Genomic DNA, 21736 nt, shown 5'->3' on the forward strand with positions numbered 1-21736 from the left:
CCGACCATGAACACCGCGTGGCTGCCGTTCGAATGGATCGTCGCCTGGCGCTTTCTGCGCGAGGGGCGCATGCAGACCCTGTTCATCGTGGCCGGGGTGGCCATCGGCGTGGGCGTGATCATCTTCATGTCGGCCCTGCTGGCGGGCTTGCAGGGCAACTTCATCCGCCGCGTGCTGACGGCGCAGTCGCACATCCAGCTGCTGCCGCCGCAACAGGTGTCGCGCCCCTTGCGCATGGTGCCGGGCGGCACCCTGCTGGAAGGAGCCGTGGTGCAGCCGCCCCTGCAGCGCACCCGCACCATCGACCAGTGGCAGGCCATTGCGGCCCACATCCGCAGCCTGCGCGGCGTGCGGGTGGTGACGCCCACCACCAGCGGTTCCATCCTGGTGGTGCGCGGTGATGCCAGCAAGGCCGTCACCGCGGTGGGCATCGAGCCGGAGGACTATTTCCGCATCGTCGATGTGCCGGGCAAGATGGTGGCCGGCCAGACGCGGCTGACCGCCACCGACATCCTGGTCGGGGTGGACCTGGCCTCGGACCTGGGGGTGTCGGTGGGTGACAAGCTGCGGGTCAGCACCGCAGCTGGGGCCAGCAACACGCTGACGATCGCCGGCCTGTTCGACCTGGGCAGCAAGGGGGCCAATCAGCGCACCACCTACATGGCGCTGCACACGGCGCAAAGCCTGCTGGCGCTGCCCGGGGCCGTCACCACGCTGGAGGTGACGCTGGACGACGTCTATGCGGCCGAGCGGGTGGCCCAGCGCATTGCGGCCGACACCGGCATCGAGGCCGACAGCTGGATCAAGACCAGTGCCCAGTTCTTCGCCGCGGTCAGCGCGCAGACCACGGCCAACACTGCGATCCGCTTCTTCGTTGGCCTGTCGGTGGCCTTCGGCATCGCCAGCGTGCTGGTGGTGTCGGTGGTGCAGAAGTCGCGCGAGATCGGCATCCTGCGCGCCATGGGGGCGCGGCGCGGGCAGATCCTGCGGGTCTTCCTGTTGCAGGGTGGGCTGCTGGGTCTGGGCGGCTCCATCGTCGGGGCCAGCATCGGTGCGCTGGCGCTGGTGCTGTGGCAGCGCTATGCGCGCAATGCCGACGGCACGCCGCTGTTCCCGCTGGTGTTCGATCCCAAGCTGTTCATCGGCGCGCTGCTGTTGGCCACGCTGACCGGGCTGGTGTCCGCCTTCGCGCCCGCCTTGCGGGCCGCTCGTCTTGATCCGGTGGTGGCGATCCGTGGCTGAACAAGATCCCGTGGTGGCCCTGACGGGCATCCGCAAATCCTTCAATGTCGGCACGCCGGTCGAGACCGAGGTGCTGCACGGCATCGACCTGCAGCTGCAGGCGGGTGAGTTCGTCGCGGTGATGGGGCCCTCGGGCTCGGGCAAGAGCACGCTGCTGAACATCGTGGGCCTGCTGGACCGGCCCACACAGGGCTCGCTGCGCATCCTGGGCCAGGAGGCCACGCGGCTGGACGATGCCGCGCTGACCCGGCTGCGCGGGCGCAGCATCGGCTTCGTGTTCCAGTACCACCATCTGCTGGGGGCTTTCACGGCCTTGGAGAACGTGATGATGCCCATGCTGGGCGATGCCGGTTTTCCCAGCGCGGCGATGCGTGAACGGGCCGAGGCATTGATCGACGCCGTGGGGCTGACGGAGCGCAAGAACAACCTGGCCACCGCGCTCTCGGGCGGTCAGCAGCAGCGGGTGGCGGTGGCGCGTGCCCTGGCGATGAACCCGCCGCTGCTGCTGGCCGACGAACCCACCGGCAACCTGGACACGCAGAGTGCGGATGCGGTGTTCGCGCTGTTGCGCCGTTTCACCCGCGAGCACCGCACCGCGGTGCTCTTCGTCACCCACAACCCGGAACTGGCGGCGCGCTGCGACCGCACGGTGCGGGTGGTGGATGGCCGGCTGCAGGCCTGAGCCGGCGTGTTCCTCAGGCTGCGCGGCGGGCCGCCACCGCGGCCTCCAGCGCGTCGACGAAGCGGGCGGCCACGTCGAAACCGGTCTGGTCGGTGATTTCCTGGAAGCAGGTCGGGCTGGTGACGTTGATCTCGGTGAGGCGGTCACCGATCACGTCCAGACCCACCAGCAGCAGGCCGCGGGCGGCCAGCACCGGGCCCAGGGCCTCGGCGATGGCGCGGTCGCTGTCCGAGAGTGGCTGGGCCACGCCCTTGCCGCCAGCGGCCAGGTTGCCGCGGATCTCGCTGCCCTGCGGGATGCGTGCCAGGCAGTAGGGAACGGGCTGGCCGCCGATCACCAGCACCCGCTTGTCGCCCTGCACGATCTCGGGCACGTAGCGCTGCACCATCACCGTCTGCGCGCCGTCGCGGTTGAGGGTTTCGATGATGCTGCCCAGGTTCAGACCGTCCTCGCGCACCCGGAAGATGCCCATGCCGCCCATGCCGTCCAGGGGCTTGAGGATGATGTCCCGGTGCTCGGCGTGGAAGGCGCGGATGTCGTCCGGCTGGCGGGTGACCAGCGTGGGGGCGGTGAACTGCGGAAATTCCAGGATGGCCAGCTTCTCCGGGTGGTCGCGCAGCGCCTGCGGCGCGTTGAACACCCGCGCGCCCTCGGCTTCGGCGCGGCCCAGCAGGTGGGTGGCGTAGAAGTACTCGCTGTCGAAGGGCGGGTCCTTGCGCATGATCACCGCGTCGAAGTCGGCCAGGGCCTCGCGGCCCTCGGCCTGCACGCTGTACCAGTCCTTCACCCCGGGGCCCGAGCGGCCCGTCAGCGCCAGGGTCTGGACGTGGGCGCTGATCTTCCCACCGCTGACCCAGGACAGGTCCTGCGGGCCGCAATGGGCCAGCGTGTGGCCGCGCCGGGCGGCCCCGCGCATCATCGCGAAGGTCGAGTCCTTGTGGGTCTTGAAGGTGGACAAGGGGTCGGCAACGAACAGCAGTCTCATGGCGCGGGCGACAGTCTGAAAACCGCAGTGTGCCCTGAAGCCAGGACCTGCGCTGGCGGTGGGGCGACACAGGGTGTCACATCTGAGGGGGGCCGACGTCAGCGCCGTGCACGGCGGCCGCGTTACAGAAGCATCGGTCGGCCTTTCGCTTTCTCCCTTTTGGGGAGGCCGCCGCAGATACCGACACAGGAATGGCCATGAACGCACCCTTGCCCTCGTCTTCGACCTCGCTGTCCGGCACCCCGTCCGGTCGCCGGCCTTCTCCCGTGCTCTGGGCCGGGGCCGGCTTGGCGGCGGGGGTGGTGGCCGCCGCGGCGGGGGCTCTGGTCTGGCAGAAGGTCGCCACCCCCGCGGCACCGTCGGCCCCCCTGCCGCTGCTGGCCGCTTCTGCGGTGGCCGGGCCGGCCCCTGCCGCGGCCTCAGGCGCTGCGTCGGCCGCCGCCGCGTCGGTGGCCGGGGTCGCCTCTGCGGTGCCGGCCCCGGCCCCTGTCGTGCACCCGGCGCACAAGGTGGCCTCGCACAAGCCCGCCGCGCCGGCCAAGACACCGGTGGCCCCGGCCGAGCGACCGGCCTCTTCGGTGACAGCGGCCCCGGTGGCCACGGTGCAGGCGCCACCCGCCTCCGCCACGCGGGCGGTCTGTACCAACTGCGGGGTGGTCGAATCCGTGCAGGAGGTCAAGGAGAAGGGCCACGGCACCGGCCTCGGGGCGGTGGCCGGCGGGGTGGTCGGCGGCGTCGTCGGCAACCAGTTTGGCAAGAACTCCCGCATCATCGGGGCGATCGGCGGGGCCCTGGTCGGCCACCAGATCGAGCGCGACGTGCGCTCGACGGTGGATTACAAGGTGGTGGTGCGGATGGAGGATGGCAGCCGCGAGACCGTGACCCAGGCCCAGAGCGTGCCGGTGGGCACCCCTGTCACGGTGCACAACGGCGTGCTGCGGGTGAACAACGGCACCGGCGATACCGGCGCGTCGAACTGAGCGGGCGCGTGGCCGGGCGCGCCTCAGGCCCGGCGCTGGCTGGCCAGCAGGGCCAGCGCGCCGACCACCACGCCCCAGAAGGCCGAACCGATGCCGGCCAGGCTGATGCCCGACAGCGTCACCACGTAGGTCAGCAGGGCAGCGTCGCGGTGGCGTTCCTGCTGCAGCGCGCTGGCCAGACCGCCGCCGATCGTGCCCAGCAGGGCCAGGCCGGCGATGCCGATCACCAGCTCCTTGGGAAAGGCGCCCAGCAGGCCGGCCACCGCACCACCGGCCAGGCCCAGCAGCAGGTAGAAGACCCCCGCCGACACGGCCGCGGTGTAGCGGCGTTCGGGCTGTTCATGGGCCTGTGGACCCATGCAGAGGGCGGCGGTGATGGCCGCCAGGTTCAGAGCGTAGCCACCGAAGGGGGCCAGCAGCAGCGAGGCCAGGCCGGTGGCGCCGACCGTGGGCGAGACCGGCGTGTCGTAGCCGGCGCCGCGCTGCACGGCCACGCCGGGCAGGTTCTGCGAGGCCATCGTGACGACGAACAGGGGCAGGCCCAGGCCGATCACGGCATGCCAGCTGAAATGCGGCGTGACCCATTCGGGGCGGGCCCAGTCCAGGTGGATCTGCCCGGGCTGCAGCAGGCCCAGTGCGGCCGCCAGCACGGTGCCGGCCACCAGCACGCCCGGCACCGCATAGCGCGGCCACCAGCGTCGCCCGGCCAGGAAGGCGACCACCATGCCGATCACCAGCCCGGGCTGGCTGCGGGTCGACAGCGCGGCATCCAGCGCGAAGCGGGTCAGCACGCCAGCCAGCAGGGCCGAGGCGATGGCCATCGGGATGCGGTCCATCAGCCGCGCGAACAGGCCGCTGTAGCCGGCCACGGTGATCAGCACCGCGCAGACGACGAAGGCCCCGACCGCGTCGGCCATCGGAATGCCCTGGGTGGCGGCGATCAGGGCTGCGCCAGGGGTGGACCAGGCGGTCAGCACCGGCTGGCGGTACCAGAGCGACAGGCCCAGCGTGAGCACCGCATTGCCCAGGCCCAGGGCCCAGATCCACGAGGCCGTCTGCCCCGGTGTGGCGCCAACCGCCTGGGCGGCGGCGAACACGATGGCGATCGAGCTGGTGACACCCACCAGCACCGCGACAAAGCCGGCCACCACGGCCGACACCGAAACGTCTTGCCAGAAACTGCGCATGGGGGAGAGGGGTCAGATTTCGACCTTGGCGCCCAGCTCGACGATGCGGTTGGTGGGCAGGTTCAGGAAGTCGGCCATGTCGGTGGCATTGCGGTGCATGCTGGCGAACAGCTTTTCGCGCCACATCGCCATGCCATCGCCGCGGGTCGGGATCACCGTCTCGCGCGAGAGGAAGTAGCTGGTGTCCATGTCGTCCAGCGGCACACCGCGGCCCTTGAGCTGCTTGATGGCCTCGGGCAGGTCCGGGTCGTTCTTGAAGCCGAAGTTGACGCTGACCTGCCAGCAGTCATGGCCCAGCGAACGCATGCTCACCCGCTTGTCGAAGCCGATCCAGGGTACTTCGTGGTGACGCACCGTGACGAACAGGTTGTGCTCGTGCAGCACCTTGTTGTGCTTGAGGTTGTGCATCAGCGCGTTGGGCACCAGGTCTTCCTCGGACACCAGGAAGACGGCGGTGCCGGGCACCCGCACCGGCGGGTTCAGGAACACGGCGTCGAGAAAGCCCTCGAGCTTGACCGCGTCGTTGCGCACCCGCTCGCGCATGATCTGCCGGCCCTGCTTCCAGGTCAGCATCAGCATGAACATGCCGGTGCCGATCACGAGTGGGAACCAGCCCCCGGCGATCAGCTTGAGCAGGTTCGACAGGAAGAAGGTGATGTCGATCGTGAAGAAGAAACCGGTGGCCAGCAGGCACAGCGCCAGCGGGTAGCGCCAGCCGTAGCGGATCACGTAGAAGGTCATCACCGTGGTGATGGTCATGTCCAGCGTCACCGCGATGCCATAGGCCGAGGCCAGGTTGGACGAGGACTTGAACAGCGCCACCGCCAGCACGATGAAGGCGTACAGGCCCCAGTTGATGAAGGGCACGTAGATCTGCCCGGTGTCCTTGACCGAGGTGTGGCGGATCGTCATGCGCGGCAGGATGCCCAGCTGGATGGCCTGCTTGGTCACCGAGAAGGCGGCCGAGATCAGGGCCTGCGAGGCGATCACCGTGGCGGCGGTGGACAGGAACACCAGCGGCAGCCGGGCCCAGTGCGGCGCCATCAGAAAGAAGGGGTTGTCGATGGCCTCGGGGTTGCCCAGCAGCACGGCCCCCTGGCCGAAGTAGTTGATCACCAGGGCTGGCATCACCAGCGCGTACCAGGCGATGCGGATGGGCAGGCGGCCGAAGTGGCCCATGTCGGCATAGAGCGCCTCGCCGCCGGTGACGCACAGCACCACCGCGCCCAGCGCGATGAAGGCCACCAGCGGCTGCTGGACGAAGAAGCCGATGGCGTAGAAGGGGTTGAGCGCCACCAGCACGGCCGGGTTCTCGAGAATATGGGGCAGGCCCAGGGCGATCAGGGCGAAGAACCAGACCAGCGTGATGGGCCCGAAGAACTTGCCGATGCCGCCGGTGCCAAAGCGCTGCACCGCGAACAGGCCGGTCAGCACCAGCAGCGTGACCGGGATGATCACCGCGTGCATCGCCGGCGCGGCCACCTCCAGGCCTTCGACGGCGGAGAGCACCGAGATGGCCGGCGTGATCACGCCGTCCCCATAGAAGATGGCGGTGCCGAACAGGCCCACGACCATCAGGATGCGGCGCAGCAGGGGCCGGTCCTTCACCGCGGTGGTGGCCAGGGCCAGCATCGCGATCAGGCCGCCTTCCCCGTTGTTGTCGGCCCGCAGGATCAGCAGCACATACTTGACCGAGACGATGATCGTCATGGTCCAGAACAGCAGGCTGAGCACGCCCAGGATGTTCTCGTCCGAGGCCGGCACGTGGCCGGCGTGGAAGACTTCCTTGAGCGCGTAGAGCGGACTGGTGCCGATGTCGCCATAGACCACGCCCAGCGCGGCCAGCGTCAACGTGGCCAGGGCGGCCGGGGAACGGGGGGCTGGGGCGTGAGAACTCAAAGGCAGGACTCGCTGGGGCAAACCTCTATTGTGCGCTTCGCGGTCCCGGCCTGACCCCCCCGATGTTCACTCGTAGACTTCGGCGTCGGGGTCGGTGGCTTCCAGCTCATAGGAGGCCGCCAGCATGGCCAGGCGACCGATCACGCCATACATGTAGAAGCGGTTGGGCGCGCTGGCGCCAGGGCGCACGCCCGGCTTGGGCAGGTGGTGGCTCTCGGAGAAGGCCAGCGGCACGAAGCTCGCACCGGGCGCGTTCAGGTTCTCGTCGATGCCGCGGTCCGCGTGGATGCGGTAGAAGCCGCCCACCACGTAGCGGTCGATCATGTAGACGACCGGCTCGGCCACCGCCTCGTTGACGCGTTCGTAGGTCGGCACGCCTTCCTGGATGATCAGCTCGGAGACGGCCTGGCCGTCCTTGACCACGCCCATCTTGTTGCGGGTGCGGCGGCTGACGTCTTCCAGTTCCTTGGCGTCACGCACGGTCATGATGCCCATGCCGTAGGTGCCGTTGTCGGCCTTGACGACGACAAAGGGCTTCTCGTTGATGCCGTACTCCTTGTGCTTGCGCCGGATCTTGGTCAGCAGCGCGTCCACCTGGTTCTGCACCTGGTCCAGACCGGCACCGTCCTGCCAGTCCACCTCGCCGCAGTGGCTGAACATCGGGTTGATCAGCCAGGGGTCCATGCCCAGCAGCTTGGCGAACTTCTTGGCCACTTCCTCGTAGCTCTGGAAATGGTGGCTCTTGCGCCGCACCGCCCAGCCGGCGTGCAGCGGCGGCAGCAGGTACTGCTCGTGCAGGTTCTTCAGCACGTCCGGGATGCCGGCCGAGAGGTCGTTGTTGAGCAGGATGGTGCAGGGGTCAAAATCCTTCAGGCCCAGCCGGCGTGGTGTGCGCAGCAGGGGCTCCAGCACCAGTTCGCTGCCGTCGGGCAGCTGCAGGGCCGTCGGCTCGGTGATGGCGTCGTCCAGCGTGCCCAGGCGCACGTTCAGGCCAGCCTGGCTGAAGATCTGCATCAGCCGCTGCACGTTCATCAGGTAGAACATGTTGCGGGTGTGCTTCTCAGGGATCAGCAGCAGGTTCTTGGCCTCGGGGCAGATCTTCTCGATGGCGGCCATCGCCGCCTGCACCGCCAGCGGCAGCATCTCCGGGGTGAGGTTGTTGAAGCCGCCGGGGAAGAGGTTGGTGTCCACCGGGGCCAGCTTGTAGCCGGCGTTGCGGATGTCCACCGAGGTGTAGAACGGCGGCGTGTGTTCCATCCACTCCAGCCGGAACCAGCGCTCGATGGCCGGCATGGACTCCAGGATCCGCTGCTCAAGCTCGTTGATGGGGCCGTTCAGCGCGGTGACGAGGTGGGGAACCATGGTGCGGCAGGCAGAGTGGAGACGGAATTCTGTCAGATCGGGCCGGCCGCGGGTTTTGCAAGAGGGCCCGAACCGGACGAAAAAAAAGGACTGCCCGAAGGCAGTCCCCAACTCGCTCCGATTCTGTCGAAGGGTGGCGCCAGGGGCGCCACCCAGCGCATCACTTGCTGTAGGCGGATTCGCCGTGCGAGGTGATGTCCAGGCCTTCGCGCTCTTCCTCTTCGGGCACGCGCAGGCCGATGACCAGGTCGACGATCTTGTAGGCGATCACCGAGACCACACCCGACCACACGATGGTGACCAGCACGGCCTTGGCCTGGATCCACACTTGAGCGGCGATGCTGTAGGCATCCGGGGTGACGGTCGTGGCCGTGACCCAGTCGCCAACGAGGCTCGGGCCACCCAGGGCCGGCGAGTTGAACACGCCGGTCAGCAGGGCCCCCAGGATGCCGCCCACGCCGTGCACGCCGAACACGTCCAGCGAGTCGTCGGCGCCCAGCAGCTTCTTCAGGCCGGTCACGCCCCACAGGCAGATGAAGCCCGCCAGCAGGCCGATGATCAGCGCGCCCCCCACACCGACGTTGCCGGCAGCCGGGGTGATGGCCACCAGACCGGCGACGGCACCGGAGGCAGCACCCAGCATCGAGGCCTTGCCCTTGTGCAGTGCTTCACCCAGCGACCAGGCCAGCACGGCGGCGGCGGTGGCGACGAAGGTGTTCATGAAGGCCAGGGCGGCGAAGCCGTTGGCTTCCAGGGCCGAGCCGGCGTTGAAGCCGAACCAGCCCACCCACAGCAGGGCGGAACCGACCATCGTCAGCGTCAGGCTGTGCGGGGCCATCGATTCCTTGCCGTAGCCGATGCGCTTGCCGACCATGTAGGCACCCACCAGGCCGGCGACGGCGGCGTTGATGTGCACCACGGTACCGCCAGCGAAGTCCAGGGCACCCATTTGCCAGATGAAGCCGGCCTTGGCGTTCATGGCGTCCACCACGCTGGCGTCGGTGTAGGCATCCGGGCCCATCCAGAACCAGACCATGTGGGCCATCGGCGCGTAGCTGAAGGTGAACCACAGGACCATGAACAGCAGCACGGCCGAGAACTTCATGCGCTCGGCGAACGAGCCCACGATCAGCGCGCAGGTGATGCCGGCGAACGTGGCCTGGAAGGCGGCAAACACGATCTCGTACATCGGGGTGTTCTTGCTGAAGGTCGCACCGCTCACGAAGGTGCCGGCGACGTTGTCCCAGATGCCCTTCAGGAACAGCCGGTCAAAGCCACCGATGAAGGCGTTGCCCTCGGTGAAGGCCAGGCTGTAGCCGTAGACGCACCAGAGCACGACGATCAGCGAGAACGTGACCATCACCTGCATCAGCACGGACAGCATGTTCTTGCTGCGCACCAGGCCGCCGTAGAACAGGGCCAGGCCAGGCACGGTCATCAGGATGACCAGCAGCGTGGAAACCATCATCCAGGCGGTGTCGCCCTTGTTGGGCGTGGGGGCCGGCGCGGCGGCCTCGGAGGCGGCCGGGGCCTCTGCGGGCGCGGCCGAGGCGGCCTCCGCCGGAGCGGCGGCCGGAGCTTCAGCGGAAGCGGTGGCCATCGGGGCCGAGGCGGCGTCCTGCGCGAAGGCAGTGCCCGCCGAACCCAGGACCGCGAGGCCCAGGGCCAGGGAAGCAACAAGCTTTCTCATCATGATGTGTGAGTCTCTTTGTCTTGGTTGGGCGGCGTCAGAGAGCGTCCTTGCCGGTCTCACCGGTGCGGATGCGGACGACTTGTTCGAGGGGGGACACGAAGATCTTGCCATCACCGATCTTGCCGGTGCGGGCGGAGGATTCGATGGCCTCGATCACGCGGTCGACCAGCGCGTCGTCGACGGCGGCCTCGATCTTGACCTTGGGGAGAAAGTCCACGACGTACTCGGCGCCGCGATAGAGCTCGGTGTGGCCCTTCTGGCGGCCGAAGCCCTTGACTTCGGTCACGGTGATGCCTTGCACCCCGATGGTGCTCAAGGCTTCCCGCACTTCATCAAGCTTGAAGGGCTTGACGATGGCTGTCACCATTTTCATTGTGTGCTCCTGGAGGGTTGAGGCCAACCGGCGGGTCGGCCGAGTAACAGGGGGTCAGAACGTCTTGTGGACGCTGCCGGGGTGACGGTCCGCGGCGGCGAGGATCGCCTCCGCGCAGGTGCTTGGGAGAAGCACCGCCAACGAGGCGCTTGCGATGAAACAGGACGTCATGCAGTGGGCTCCGGTAGGACCGTTCTCGGCGAAACGGGTGGGTTGGAACGGAATCTCGGCAACACTCTTGCAGCTTTCGTGCCATGAGCCCATCCCATGCACCGAGCCGGGGGAACGGTCTTGGTGCGTGCGCCGAAGCAGGGTGTTGGGTTGCACCACTTTGGGACGGCATTTGTCGTCAAGCCGAGGATGGCCCGGGCGGGTGGCCTGCGCTACACCTGGCCTGCGCGCCCTCCTGTCCTGGGGCGGCGGCTGACGCAGGGGAGTCTCATGTCGTATGCGGTGGTGGCCAGTCGGGCCCTGGACGGGGTGCAGGCGCCCCCCGTGATGGTGGAGGTGCATCTGGCCAACGGCCTGCCCAGCTTCACCCTCGTCGGCTTGGCCGATACCGAGGTCAAGGAGGCCCGCGAGCGGGTGCGGGCGGCCCTGTCGCAAAGCGGTTTCGAGTTTCCCCACAATCGGCGCATCACCGTCAATCTGGCACCGGCGGATCTGCCCAAGGAGTCGGCCCGTTTCGACCTGCCGATCGCCTTGGGCATCCTGGCCGCCATGGGGGTGATCGACCCGGTGCGCCTGCAGGGCTGGGAGTTCGCCGGGGAACTGTCGCTGGCCGGGGTGCTGCGTCCCGTCAGCGGCGCGGTGGCACTGGGCCTGGCCGCACGGCAGGCCGGGACGGTTCGCGGGCTGGTGCTGCCCGCTGCCAGTGCCCTGCTGGCGGCCCGGGTGCCGGGGTTGGCCGTGCACCCGGCCAACACCTTGGGTGAGGTGGTCGAGGCCTTGCTGCCGGAGGGCGCTCCGCTGCCGGCCGCGGTGCCTCCGCGCCCACCCGCCGCGACCGGCGGGCCCGATCTGTCCGACGTGCGGGGCCAGACGGCGGCGCGGCGGGCGCTGGAGATCGCCGCGGCCGGTGGGCACAGTCTGCTGCTGATCGGGCCTCCGGGGGCGGGCAAGTCCATGCTGGCGCACCGCCTGTCCGGCCTGCTGCCGCCGATGGGCGAGGAGGAGGCCCTGGAAAGTGCGGCCCTGCAAGGCCTGGGGAGCGGTGGACTGGAGGGCGCGGCCTGGTGCACCCGTCCGGTGCGTTCGCCCCATCATAGTGCAAGCTCGGTGGCCCTGGTGGGGGGCGGCAGCCCACCGCGGCCGGGCGAGATTTCGCTGGCCCATGGCGGTTTGTTGTTCCTCGATGAGCTGCCCGAGTTCGCGCGCAGTGCGCTGGAGGCCTTGCGCGAGCCGCTGGAGAGTGGCCACATCACCATCTCGCGCGCGGCCCGGCAGGCGCGTTTCCCGGCCCGGTTCCAGCTGGTGGCGGCCATGAACCCCTGTCCCTGTGGCTGGCTGGGGGCCGCGGCGGCGACAGGGCGCAGCTGCCGCTGTGCGCCCGATGCCGTGGCGCGCTACCAGGGGAAGATCTCGGGCCCGCTGCTGGACCGCATCGACATGCAGGTGGAGGTGCCGGCCGTGCGGCCGTCCGAGTTGCTGGAAGGGCCGGCGGGAGAGAGCACGGCCGCGGTGGTGGCCCGGGTCCGTCCGGCCCAGGCGCGGCAGCAGGCCCGCCAGGGCCTGCCCAATGCGGCGCTGGACGGTGTGGTGCTGGAGCGCCATGCGCGGCTGGAGGCGCCGGCCCGTCAGTTCTTGCAGACCGCGGCCCAGCGCCTGGGCTGGTCCGGCCGCAGCCTGCACCGGGTGCTGAAGGTGGCGCGCACCATCGCCGATCTCGCGGAGAGCGACGCGATCGAGGTGGTGCATGTCGCCGAGGCGGTGCAGTATCGGCGCGTGCTGCAGACGGCCTGAGCCTGGGCGCGGATGGGCTGGCTACACTGAGCCGGTCGACGCCTGTCCTCTGGAGTTTCACCGTGTCCCGTCCGCTGGCCATCGCCTTCCTGGCCTGCAACAAGAACCCGACGCGGTTTCGCGAGGACCCTTCATTCACCTACCGCTGCGAGAACCTCGGGCTGGCTCTGGCCGCGCAGGGGCACCAGGTGACGTGGTCGCACCTCACGGCGCCGGGCTGGACGAGGCGGCCGGACGTGGTCGTCTTCCACCGGCCGCTGCTGTCCTGGACGCTGGCCTGGTGGTGGCTGCGGCTGCGCCGCCAGGGGGTGCGGCTGGTGGCTGATGTGGATGACCTGGTGTTCGACCCGGCGCTGGCGGCGCACAGCCCGGCCGTGTTGAATGGCCAGCTGCCGATCCAGGCCCTGCGGCGGCGTTTCTGGCGTCATCGGGAGGCCTTGCGTCATTTCGACCTGATCACCGCGTCGACCGAGCCTCTGGCGGCTGCGGCGGCGCGTTTGCCCCGCCGACCGGCGGGCGCCAAGGTGCACTGGTTGCCCAATGCCGTGTACCGAGGTTGGCGCACGCTGCCGGCCGAGCCGGCCACCGACCCGTTGGCGCCGGTGCTGCGCTACCTGCCGGGCACCCCCAGCCATGACCGGGACTTTGCCCTGATCGCGCCAGTGCTGACCGAGGTGCTGCGGGTGCGGCCGCAGGCCCGGCTGGAGGTGGTGGGGCCGCTGGCCTTCGCGCTGGATCTGCCGGCCCGCCAGATCCAGCACCAGGCACGGCGTCCTTTCGCGGACTATCACCAGGTGGTGCGCGCGCCGGGCATCAACCTGGCGCCGCTCGAAGCCACCCCGTTCACCGCCTGCAAGTCGGCGCTGAAGGTGATCGAGTCGGCCTTCTGGCAGGTGCCCACCGTGTGTTCGCCACTGCAGGATGCCCTGCGCTTCGTGGGGGCCGGGGCCTGCGTGGCCGAGACGCCTGCGGACTGGACCCGCTGGCTGAGCCTGTTGCTGGACGATGGGCCGACGCGCCTGCACCTGACGGCCTCCCTGCGAGAGCGCGTGCTGGCGCTGGCCGACATCGACCAGCTCGCCAGCGATTGGTGCGAGACGGTGCGGGCATGGCCGGTCCCCGGCCGGCGGAGGGCGTGATGGATTGGCGGGCGGCCGGGCTGACCCTCTGGGCCGACTGGTGCCGCTGGCGTGGGCGCTATGGCCCGGCGCTGCGACGCTGGCGGTGGGTGGCCTGGCTGCGCCAGCCCGATGTGCTGCACATGCTGCGCCTGGGCGGTTGCTGGCGCGACCACGGCCGGCCCTTGCCAGCGCGCTGGCGCCGCTGGCTGGAGGCGGCGATCCGGCAGCCGGGCGTGTCGGCCACCCTGCGGGTGCGTGCGGAGGCCTTGTTGGCGGCGGACCGGGCGCCTGCAGCCATGGAGGCCCAGCGGGCCGTGTTCGTGACCTGGCTGCGGGCGCAGGCCGCCCGAGGGGGCATCTGCGTCGTCGGCAATGCCGGCGGGGCCTTGCAGCAGGCCCTCGGCACGGTCATCGACGCCCATGCGGTGGTGGTGCGCTTCAACCGCTGGCGCTCCGGTGGGGAGGTGGCGGATCGGGCCCTGGGGCGGCGGCTGGATGTCTGGGTGGTGGCCCCCGATGGACCCACCGCGCCCGAGGGAACGCCACGCTGGGCCGTGGTGAGTGGCGCGGACCCCCGGGGGCGCATGGCCGGATGGCCGCCCGTGCAGTCGCTGGACCGGCTGGGGGTGCCGGTGCTGACCGTGCCGCTGGCGGTGTGGCGTCAACTGGTGGATGCCCTGGCGGCGCCGCCCAGTGCGGGGCTGTTGATGCTGGGCTGGCTGCGCCACATGGGCTGGCCCGCCGGGACGCTGCGCATCGTGGACCTGGCCCCCCCGCAGACCGGCAGCGCCCATGTCCTGGGCCGTTGGCACCGGCGGGGCCATCGGCACGACTGGGCGCGCGAGCGTGCGCTGGTGGCGCGTTGGTGCGCGACAGGCGAGGTGTCGCGGCTGGAGGGCGAGGTCTTCAGCCGGGCAGGGGATGGCGGGTCGTGACAAGTCGTATAAAGTCCAACGGCCGGAGTGACGGCCCAGGGCCTGCCGGCCGGCAGGCGGGTTCCGGTTGGCTGGCCGGGCGCGAAGGAGTGTGTCGACAGTGGCTGTGATCGAGGTGCCGAAGCGGTCTTTCGACGCCAAGGTCATGCTGCAAAGCATCTGGCTGGCGCGGACCGTGGGCCGTCGCTTCGGGCGGCCCCAGGCCTTGCTCGATTTCGAGGTCGAGCTGACACGGCAACTCGGGCTGTTCGACCGCGACCACTACCTGTCCCAGGTCGATCCGGCCGGGCTGGGCGGCATGTCACCGCTGCGCCATTACGTGACCCGGGGCGATGCCCAGGGCTGCTCGCCCAGCCCGCTGCTGGATGTCTCCCACTACGACGCCCACTGGTCCGATCGGCGGGGCGTCAACCGCTTGCTGCACTTCGGTCTGGTGGCGCAGTTCCGGGGTTTCTCGCCCTCGCCCTGGTTCGACGTCGAGTACTACCTGCGCAACAACCCGGACGTGGGCCAGACGGCCATCCAGGCGCTGGTGCACTTCCAGCGCTGGGGCTGGCGCGAGGGACGCAACCCGCTGCCCGGCCTGGACATGCGCCGTCTGCTCAACGCCCGGCCCGAGCTGCGTATGCTCAAGGGCGGGGTGTTGTCGATCTTCGCGACGGGCGAGCTGGCACAAGTGCTTCAGGCCCCGGAGCCAGGGCGGGGGCCGGCTTGGTGGCGGGCGCCCCTTCAGGTGCGTGGTGCGGCTGCGCAGGCACCGGGCCCGGACATGCGGGCGCCGGCACAGTGGGCCGAGGTCCAGCCCCGGCATGGCCAGGCGTCGCCCCGGGTGGATGTGTTCATCCCGGTCTATGGCGGGCTGCAGGAGACGCTCAACTGCCTGCACAGCGTGTTGACCGCACCGGTGCGCACGCCCCACCGCGTGGTGGTCATCAATGACGCCGGGCCGGATCCGGAGCTCAATGCGCTGCTGCGCAGCCTGGCGGCCCGGGATCTGTTCGTGCTGGAGCAGCACCGCAGCAACCAGGGCTTCGTGAAGACGGTCAACCACGGGCTGCGGCTGTGCAAGGGGCGCGACGTGGTCATCCTCAACAGCGACACGGTGGTCTACAACGACTGGCTGGACCGCTTGCTGGCCCATGCGGATCAGCACCCCCGCCTGGCCAGCATCACCCCCCTGTCCAACAACGCCACCATCTGCAGCTACCCCGAGACGCTGGCCGACAACCGCACGGCGCTGGAGCTCACGCACGAGGAAATCGACCGCCTGGCCGGGGAGGTGAACCCGGGCGTGCATGTCGAGGCGCCCACCGGCGTGGGCTTCTGCATGTACATGCGGCGCAGCGCCCTGGATGAGGTCGGCGGCTTGGACGAGCGCCACTTCGGGCGCGGTTACGGCGAGGAGAACGACTGGTGCCAGCGGGTGCTGCGCAAGGGCTGGCGCAACGCGATCGCCTGTGACGTCTACGTGCGGCACGTGGGGTCGGTCAGCTTCAAGGGGGAGGCGCTGCAGCGCACCCAGGCGGCGATGAAGACGCTGGCGCGCCTGCATCCCTCCTATGAGGCCGATGTGGCCCGCTACATCGCCGAGGACCCCTCCTGGCGGGCACGGACCCGTCTGGATCTGGGGCGCCTGGCGCGCCAATGCGGCCCCCGCAATGTGCTGCTGGTCTGCCACAACCGGGGGGGCGGCACCGAGCGGCACCTGCTGGAGCAGGGGCAGACCCTGTTGGCCGAGGGCTGGGGCGTGTTCGAGCTGCGTCCCTCGGCGCAGGCCGGTGCCCTGGCGCTGCTGCATCCAGGCCTGTTCGGGCTGGACAACCTGGCCCAGGTGCCGGTGGATGCCCTGGACCTGCTGCGCGAGGCGCTGCAGGCGCTTCGCATCAGCGAGGTGCATGTGCACCACCTGATCGACTTTCCGGCCGGCACGGCCGAGGTGTTGGTCGACTTGGCGCAATCCCTGGGCATCCGCTTGCGGGTCGCTGTGCACGACTATTACCTGCTGTGCCCCCGCGTCAACCTGGTCAACCGCGAGGGTCGCTTCTGCGGCGAGCCGACCGAGGCGGAGTGTGAGCGCTGTCTGCAAGGCGATGCCCACCTGCCGCCCACCGGGCCGATTGCGGCCTGGCGCGCGCGGTCACGGCAGCTGCTGGCGGCGGCCGACAGCATCGTGGCGCCTTCGGACGACGTGGCCCGTCGCTTCTCGGCCTGGCACCTGAGCGATGCGATCCGGGTCCTGCCGCACGAGGCACCGCCGGCGCCGCCCACCGGAGCGTGCCTGCCGGTGCCTGCCGACCGTCCCCTGCGGGTGCTGGTGGTGGGGGCCATCAACCATGTGAAGGGTTTCTCGGTTCTGGAGGGGCTGGCGGCCAGCCGCTGCCATGGCGAGGGCGGGCTGACCCTGGGCCTGTTGGGCTACTCCTCGGATGACGCCCGGCTGGCGGCGCTGGGGGTCACCCTGCTGGGGCGCTACTTCGACCATGAACTGGCCGACCGGATGGCGGCCTTTGACCCCGACCTCATCTTCGTGCCGTCCATCTGGCCCGAGACCTACTGCTATGTGCTCACCGCGGCCTTGGCCAGCGACCGCCGTGTGGCGGTGTTCGATCTGGGGGCGCAGGCCGACCGGGTCCGCGCGCACGGGGCGCATCACCTGGTGCTGCCGCTGCGTTGGGTGGAGCAGCCGGAAGTCTTGGCCGACGGGCTCGTGCAGAGCCTGCGCGGGGCCGATGCCCATCAGCCCGGGGCAGGGGGTGTCGGATCCCCCGAGGGTTCACCCGCGCCAGGAGAGGGACAGGCCTGATGATGTTCCCCTTGTTACGACCCCGAGTGACGCGGTGCCCTGGGGTACAGTCGGCCACGGCGAAGACCCCGACCGGTGACGGTCACGGGGTGGCGCGCAGTTCGGGGCCCGCGGTCTCATTTTGGTCGTTCTGTCTGTGAAGAAACGCACTCCCTGGCAGATTCAGCGTGCCGTGATCTTTGCCCTGCTGATGCGGGAGCTGAAGACACGCTTTGGTGGCCACTGGACCGGCGTGGTCTGGCTGTTGGGAACACCGTTGGCGCAGGTGTTCATGCTGGTGGCCATCAACACCTATCTGCGTGGCCGGTTGCATGCGGGGCTTTATGAGTACGCCATCTTTCTGCTGGTTGCGCTGATCCCGTTTCGCATGTCCATCGGGCTGTGGACGCAGTTGATGAATGCGCCCAAAGCCAACCAGGGGTTGTTCAACTACCGCCAGGTCACACCGATGGATGCCTTGGCCACCCGGGCCCTGCTGGAATTGGTGCTGGAGTCCTCGACCTTCGTGCTGGTGATGCTGATCATGGCGCGGCTGGGCTACACCGAAGTGCTGCCGCAGCACCTGTTGGGCTTCATGGTCGTCTGGATGGTGTATTTCTTTCTCGGGACCGGCATGGGCTTGGTGCTGGCTGGGCTGATCGGTCCGTTACCGCGCGTGGGAACCTTTGTGCAGTTGCTGGCCACGCCGCTGTACCTCTTCTCCGGCGTGTTGTTCTCCCTTCCCAAGCCGCCCCCCCCAATGGGAGACTGGCTGCAGTTGAACCCCATGATGCAGTTGGTTGAATGTGGACGGGCGGCTTACCTGCCGGGCTACATCCTGCCGCAGGGGATCAGCCTGAATTACCCGGCCATGTGGGCCCTGACCCTGTGCTTCCTGGGGATGTCGCTCTGCCGCCTGCGGCGCGGCGCCCTGGCCGCAGGGGAGTGAGGCGCGCATGCTCGAACTCGTCAACCTGACCAAGTACTACCCGACGCCGCTGGGGCGGCACTACGTCTTTCGCAACCTCAACTTCCACTTCCCGGAGGACGCGAGCATCGGCCTGATGGGGCGCAATGGCGCAGGCAAATCCACGCTGATGCGCATCATTGCCGGCGTGGAGGTTCCCGACCAGGGCCATGTCCGGACCGACAAGACCATGTCCTGGCGGGTGGGGCTGGGGGGGGGCTTTCAGGGCACCCTGTCCTCGCGGGACAACGTGCGTTTCGTCTGCCGGCTGTTCAGCGCCAGCCCGGAGGAGACCCGCGCCAAGGTGCGCTATGTCGAGGAGTTCGCCGAGATCGGCAAGTTCTTTGACATGCCGATGAAGTCCTTGTCCTCGGGCATGCGCGGGCGGGTCACGTTCGGTCTCAGTCTGGCCTTCGAGTTCGACTACTACCTGATCGACGAAGGCATGGCGGCGGGCGATCCCATCTTCCGCAAGAAGGCCCAGGCCGCGTTCGAGCAGCACGTCTCCAAAGGCAAGCTCATCCTCGTGTCCCACAACCCCAAGGACATCCAGAACCTGTGTGATGTCGTGGTCATCCTGGAGAACGGCCAGGCCACGCTCTACAACGACGTCAAGGAAGGTCTGGAGATTTACCAGAACATGCAACGTCCAACCAAGATCGAGGGCCCATGAATCTGAATGCCCTGAAGTTCGTCACCCCGGCCCGTCTCACCTGGAGCCTGTTCGTGATCCCGGTGGCGCTGGCAACGCTCTATTACAGCGCGGTGGCCGCCGACCGCTATGCCAGTGTCACGGTGGTGAGCGTGCGGGACATGTCCGCCACCTCCGTGTCTTCCACCTCGGCGTCGGTGGCGGCCCTGCTGGGCGGCAGCGGTTCTGCCCCCATCTCGCTGGCGGATACCTTCTTCGTCCAGAACTATGTCCAGTCCATGGACCTGCTGCAGAAGCTGGACAAACGCTTCAACCTGCGCGCCCATTACAGCGCCCCGCGCAGGGACCTGATCTACCGTCTGAACCCCGAGGTCCGGCGGGAGGACTTCCTGGCCTATTTCCGCAACCGGGTGCAGGTCTCGCTGGATGAGTATTCTGGTTTGTTGACGATCGAGGTGCAGGGTTTCGAGCCGGCCTTCGCGCAGAAACTGGCCCAGGCGGTCCTGGAAGAGACCGAGCGCTTCGTCAATGAGAACGCCCACCGCGTTGCGCGCGAACGCATGGTGTTCTCGGAAGGGGAAGTCCAGCGTGCAGCGGCCCTTGAGCAGAAGGCCCATGCCGCGGTGCTGGCCTTTCAGACCCAGCACAAGCTGCTGGATCCCTTGTCCCAGGCCACGGCCAACAGCACGCTGACCGCGGCGTTGCAGGCCACGCAGGCCAAGCAGGAAGCGGATCTCAAGGCCGCCCTGTCCTACATGAGCGAGGACAGCCTGCAGGTGCGCAGTCTGCGCGGCCAGCTGGAGGCCACCAAGGCCCAGATCGAGGTGGAGCGCCTGCGCGCCACCGGGGCGGTCAACGGCACACAACTGCCGGCGCTGGCCATCGAGTACCAGAGCCTGCTGACCCGGGCCGCTTTTGCCAGCGACGAGCACAAGACGGCGCTGCTGTCGCTGGAGCAGGCCCGCCTGGATGCCAGCCGCAAGCTCAAGACCCTGATGGTCATGGAGCCGCCCACGCTGCCGGATCTGCCCGTCTATCCCCGTCGCCTGGTGGACTGGTTCACCGTGGTGGCGGTGTGCGGCATGATCTTCACCATCATCCGCCTCGTCCACGCCACGATCCGCGAACACCAGGACTGACACCATGTTGACTCGATTCCACCGCCTGCTGTCGATGGGCCTGGCGCTCGTGCTGTTGTCCTCGGGGGCGTGGGCTGCCGATGCCTCACCGTCCGGGGCGACCACCGCGCTGCCCAGCAATCTGCCGCCGCAGGTACTCAGCACGCTGCAGTCCATGGCGGCGGTCCCCGGGTCAACGACCACCGTGCTGCAGCCGGCGGCCCCGCTCGTGCCATCGGCCCAGGCCCTGCCGGTGCAGGCGCTGCCGGCCCAGCCCTCGGGCGACATGGTGGGCGTGAACCCCGTGGTGTTCGGCTCGCAGGTCTTCAGTGGCCGGTTTGCCAACCTGAGCTACACCGGCTTCAACCCGGAATACCAGATCGCCACCGGTGACCGCATCGCCCTGCGCATGTGGGGTGCGCTGAACTACGACGCGGTGCAGGTGGTGGATGCCCAGGGCAACATCTTCGTGCCCAACGCCGGACCGATCCAGGTGCGGGGTGTGCGCAACGACCAGCTCAACCAACGGGTGGACGAGCAGATCAAGCGCACCTACCGGGCCAACGTGGGCGTGTATGCCTCGCTCGAATCGGCCCAGCCGGTCAAGGTGTACGTCACCGGGTATGTGCGGGCGCCGGGGCTGTATGGCGGCATCTCCTCGGATTCGGTGCTGAGCTTCCTGGACCGGGCCGGTGGCATTGATGTCGACCGCGGCAGCTACCTGAACATCGAGGTGCTGCGGGCGGGGCAACCCCGCGCGGTCATCAACCTCTACCAGTTCCTGCTGGAGGGCAAGCTGGAGCGGTTGCAGTTCCATGATGGCGACACCGTGGTGGTGCGTCCCCGCCGCTATGTCGTCACCGTGCAGGGCGAGGCGCAGAACCCCTATCTGTTCGAGCTGGAGCGCCCCAGCGTGCCGGCCTCGGAACTGCTGACGCTGGCCCAGCCCAAACCCACCGCCACGCACCTGAGCATCGTGCGCAACACCGGGGTGGAGCTCAAGAGCGAGTACCACCCGCTGGGGCAACTGGCCGGGGTCATGGTCCACAACGGCGATCTGGTCACCTTCACCGCGGACAAGTACCCGACGACGCTGCTGGTGCGCATCGGCGGGGCGCAGCTGGGTGAACGCGCCCTGGTCATGTCCAACGGGGCCCGGTTGAAGGATCTGATCGCGCGTCTGAACCCCTCGCCGCAGGCGGACATGGCAGGCCTGCAGCTCTATCGCAAGTCGGTGCAAGAACGGCAGAAGCGGTCGCTGGATCTGTCACTGCGCAACCTGGAAACCGCGGCGCTGACCGCGCGCTCGGCGACGGCCGAGGAAGCCGCACTGCGCAAGCAGGAAGCCGATCTCATGATGGCCTTCGTGGCCAAGGCCCAGCAGATCCAGCCCCTGGGCCAGGTGGTGCTGACCAGCCAGGCCCAGGCCAACGAGATGTTGCTGGAGGATGGCGACGTGGTCGTCATTCCTGAGAAGCAGAACACCGTGATGCTCAGCGGCGAGGTGCTGTTCCCGAATGCCCTGGTCTACAAACCGGGGGCCTCGGTGTCCGAGTACGTGGCCATGGCCGGTGGCTACACCCAGTCGGCCGACACGTCCAAGGAGATCGTGCTGCATCCGAACGGCAGCGTGGCCGAACCGGGCGCGACGCCCCAGCCGGGTGACGAGATCTTGATCCTGCCGAAGATCGACTCGAAGAACATCGAGGTGACCCGCGGCATCACGCAAATCCTCTACCAGATTGCGATCGCGGCCAAGGTGGCCTTCGGGCTGTGATGGGCAGAGCAGGGAAGGG

17 protein-coding genes are annotated in these 21736 nt (G+C 68.9%); 11 read left to right on the forward strand and 6 right to left on the reverse strand.

Annotated features, from left to right (window positions below):
- Window positions 1–6: 6 nt before the first annotated feature.
- Together KGA65_RS01745 and KGA65_RS01750 are read left to right on the forward strand one after the other, a co-directional pair.
- Window positions 7–1242 (forward strand): ABC transporter permease, encoded by a 1236-nt coding sequence (locus tag KGA65_RS01745; protein WP_225861418.1) that lies wholly within the window; start codon window positions 7–9, stop codon window positions 1240–1242.
- Complete coding sequence (locus tag KGA65_RS01750; protein ID WP_225861419.1) at window positions 1235–1924, forward strand: ABC transporter ATP-binding protein; 690 nt, start codon at window positions 1235–1237, stop codon at window positions 1922–1924. The genes KGA65_RS01745 and KGA65_RS01750 overlap by 8 nt, the downstream gene beginning before the upstream one ends.
- A 13-nt stretch (window positions 1925–1937) precedes the next feature.
- Here KGA65_RS01750 and gshB read toward each other — a convergent pair whose 3' ends face one another.
- A complete protein-coding gene (gene gshB, locus KGA65_RS01755) occupies window positions 1938–2909 on the reverse strand; it encodes a glutathione synthase (protein ID WP_225861420.1) in 972 nt (323 codons plus the stop codon).
- A 197-nt stretch (window positions 2910–3106) separates the two neighbouring features.
- Between gshB and KGA65_RS01760 the strand changes: the two genes are divergently transcribed.
- Window positions 3107–3889 (forward strand): glycine zipper 2TM domain-containing protein, encoded by a 783-nt coding sequence (locus tag KGA65_RS01760; protein WP_225861421.1) that lies wholly within the window; start codon window positions 3107–3109, stop codon window positions 3887–3889.
- A gap of 23 nt (window positions 3890–3912) precedes the next feature.
- Here the strand turns inward: KGA65_RS01760 and KGA65_RS01765 are convergent, their stop codons facing one another.
- The 5 genes from KGA65_RS01765 to KGA65_RS01785 form a co-directional block, all read right to left on the reverse strand.
- Window positions 3913–5076 carry a benzoate/H(+) symporter BenE family transporter gene (locus tag KGA65_RS01765; protein ID WP_225861422.1) on the reverse strand — a complete coding sequence of 388 codons (1164 nt, stop codon included), beginning with the start codon at window positions 5074–5076 and terminating at the stop codon, window positions 3913–3915.
- 12 nt (window positions 5077–5088) lie between these two features.
- On the reverse strand, window positions 5089–6975 hold the full coding sequence (locus tag KGA65_RS01770; RefSeq protein WP_225861423.1) for a potassium transporter Kup: 1887 nt from the start codon (window positions 6973–6975) through the stop codon (window positions 5089–5091).
- Window positions 6976–7041: 66 nt separating this feature from the next.
- A complete protein-coding gene (gshA, locus tag KGA65_RS01775) occupies window positions 7042–8337 on the reverse strand; it encodes a glutamate--cysteine ligase (protein WP_225861424.1) in 1296 nt (431 codons plus the stop codon).
- A gap of 160 nt (window positions 8338–8497) precedes the next feature.
- Window positions 8498–10027 (reverse strand): ammonium transporter, encoded by a 1530-nt coding sequence (locus KGA65_RS01780; protein WP_225861425.1) that lies wholly within the window; start codon window positions 10025–10027, stop codon window positions 8498–8500.
- Between the two features lie 37 nt (window positions 10028–10064).
- Complete coding sequence (locus tag KGA65_RS01785; protein ID WP_022979924.1) at window positions 10065–10403, reverse strand: P-II family nitrogen regulator; 339 nt, start codon at window positions 10401–10403, stop codon at window positions 10065–10067.
- A gap of 441 nt (window positions 10404–10844) precedes the next feature.
- Here KGA65_RS01785 and KGA65_RS01790 point away from each other — a divergent pair, with 441 nt between their 5' ends.
- From KGA65_RS01790 to KGA65_RS01825, 8 genes are all read left to right on the forward strand, one after another.
- Window positions 10845–12365 (forward strand): YifB family Mg chelatase-like AAA ATPase, encoded by a 1521-nt coding sequence (locus KGA65_RS01790; protein WP_225861426.1) that lies wholly within the window; start codon window positions 10845–10847, stop codon window positions 12363–12365.
- A gap of 62 nt (window positions 12366–12427) precedes the next feature.
- Entirely contained in the window at window positions 12428–13504 is a 1077-nt protein-coding gene (locus tag KGA65_RS01795) for a glycosyltransferase family protein (RefSeq protein ID WP_225861427.1), read from the forward strand.
- On the forward strand, window positions 13474–14421 hold the full coding sequence (locus tag KGA65_RS01800) for a glycosyltransferase family 29 protein (RefSeq protein WP_225861428.1): 948 nt from the start codon (window positions 13474–13476) through the stop codon (window positions 14419–14421). The genes KGA65_RS01795 and KGA65_RS01800 overlap by 31 nt, the downstream gene beginning before the upstream one ends.
- Window positions 14422–14566: 145 nt before the next feature.
- Window positions 14567–17224 carry a glycosyltransferase gene (locus KGA65_RS01805; RefSeq protein WP_225861429.1) on the forward strand — a complete coding sequence of 886 codons (2658 nt, stop codon included), beginning with the start codon at window positions 14567–14569 and terminating at the stop codon, window positions 17222–17224.
- A 172-nt stretch (window positions 17225–17396) separates the two neighbouring features.
- Window positions 17397–18152, forward strand: a complete 756-nt coding sequence (locus KGA65_RS01810) for an ABC transporter permease (RefSeq protein ID WP_225861430.1) — start codon at window positions 17397–17399, stop codon at window positions 18150–18152.
- A gap of 7 nt (window positions 18153–18159) precedes the next feature.
- On the forward strand, window positions 18160–18843 hold the full coding sequence (locus tag KGA65_RS01815; RefSeq protein WP_225861431.1) for an ABC transporter ATP-binding protein: 684 nt from the start codon (window positions 18160–18162) through the stop codon (window positions 18841–18843).
- A complete protein-coding gene (locus KGA65_RS01820; protein WP_225861432.1) occupies window positions 18840–19961 on the forward strand; it encodes a KpsE/RkpR family capsule polysaccharide export protein in 1122 nt (373 codons plus the stop codon). The genes KGA65_RS01815 and KGA65_RS01820 overlap by 4 nt, the downstream gene beginning before the upstream one ends.
- 4 nt (window positions 19962–19965) lie before the next feature.
- Entirely contained in the window at window positions 19966–21717 is a 1752-nt protein-coding gene (locus KGA65_RS01825; RefSeq protein WP_225861433.1) for a polysaccharide biosynthesis/export family protein, read from the forward strand.
- The last annotated feature ends 19 nt before the right edge of the window (window positions 21718–21736 follow it).

The sequence above is a fragment of the Ideonella benzenivorans genome (assembly GCF_020387415.1).
GTDB classification, from domain to species: Bacteria; Pseudomonadota; Gammaproteobacteria; order Burkholderiales; family Burkholderiaceae_C; genus Ideonella; species Ideonella benzenivorans.

What these genes read in the sequence shown, in the direction of transcription:
- KGA65_RS01805 (WP_225861429.1), top strand. Translation starts at nt 14,567, where the DNA reads ATGCTGCAAAGCATCTGGCTGGCGCGGACCGTGGGCCGTCGCTTCGGG.
- KGA65_RS01745 (WP_225861418.1), top strand. Translation starts at nt 7, where the DNA reads ATGAACACCGCGTGGCTGCCGTTCGAATGGATCGTCGCCTGGCGCTTT.
- KGA65_RS01760 (WP_225861421.1), top strand. Translation starts at nt 3,107, where the DNA reads ATGAACGCACCCTTGCCCTCGTCTTCGACCTCGCTGTCCGGCACCCCG.
- KGA65_RS01820 (WP_225861432.1), top strand. Translation starts at nt 18,840, where the DNA reads ATGAATCTGAATGCCCTGAAGTTCGTCACCCCGGCCCGTCTCACCTGG.
- KGA65_RS01800 (WP_225861428.1), top strand. Translation starts at nt 13,474, where the DNA reads ATGGCCGGTCCCCGGCCGGCGGAGGGCGTGATGGATTGGCGGGCGGCC.
- KGA65_RS01790 (WP_225861426.1), top strand. Translation starts at nt 10,845, where the DNA reads ATGTCGTATGCGGTGGTGGCCAGTCGGGCCCTGGACGGGGTGCAGGCG.
- KGA65_RS01785 (WP_022979924.1), bottom strand. Translation starts at nt 10,403, where the DNA reads ATGAAAATGGTGACAGCCATCGTCAAGCCCTTCAAGCTTGATGAAGTG.
- gshA (WP_225861424.1), bottom strand. Translation starts at nt 8,337, where the DNA reads ATGGTTCCCCACCTCGTCACCGCGCTGAACGGCCCCATCAACGAGCTT.
- KGA65_RS01825 (WP_225861433.1), top strand. Translation starts at nt 19,966, where the DNA reads ATGTTGACTCGATTCCACCGCCTGCTGTCGATGGGCCTGGCGCTCGTG.
- gshB (WP_225861420.1), bottom strand. Translation starts at nt 2,909, where the DNA reads ATGAGACTGCTGTTCGTTGCCGACCCCTTGTCCACCTTCAAGACCCAC.
- KGA65_RS01815 (WP_225861431.1), top strand. Translation starts at nt 18,160, where the DNA reads ATGCTCGAACTCGTCAACCTGACCAAGTACTACCCGACGCCGCTGGGG.
- KGA65_RS01765 (WP_225861422.1), bottom strand. Translation starts at nt 5,076, where the DNA reads ATGCGCAGTTTCTGGCAAGACGTTTCGGTGTCGGCCGTGGTGGCCGGC.
- KGA65_RS01780 (WP_225861425.1), bottom strand. Translation starts at nt 10,027, where the DNA reads ATGAGAAAGCTTGTTGCTTCCCTGGCCCTGGGCCTCGCGGTCCTGGGT.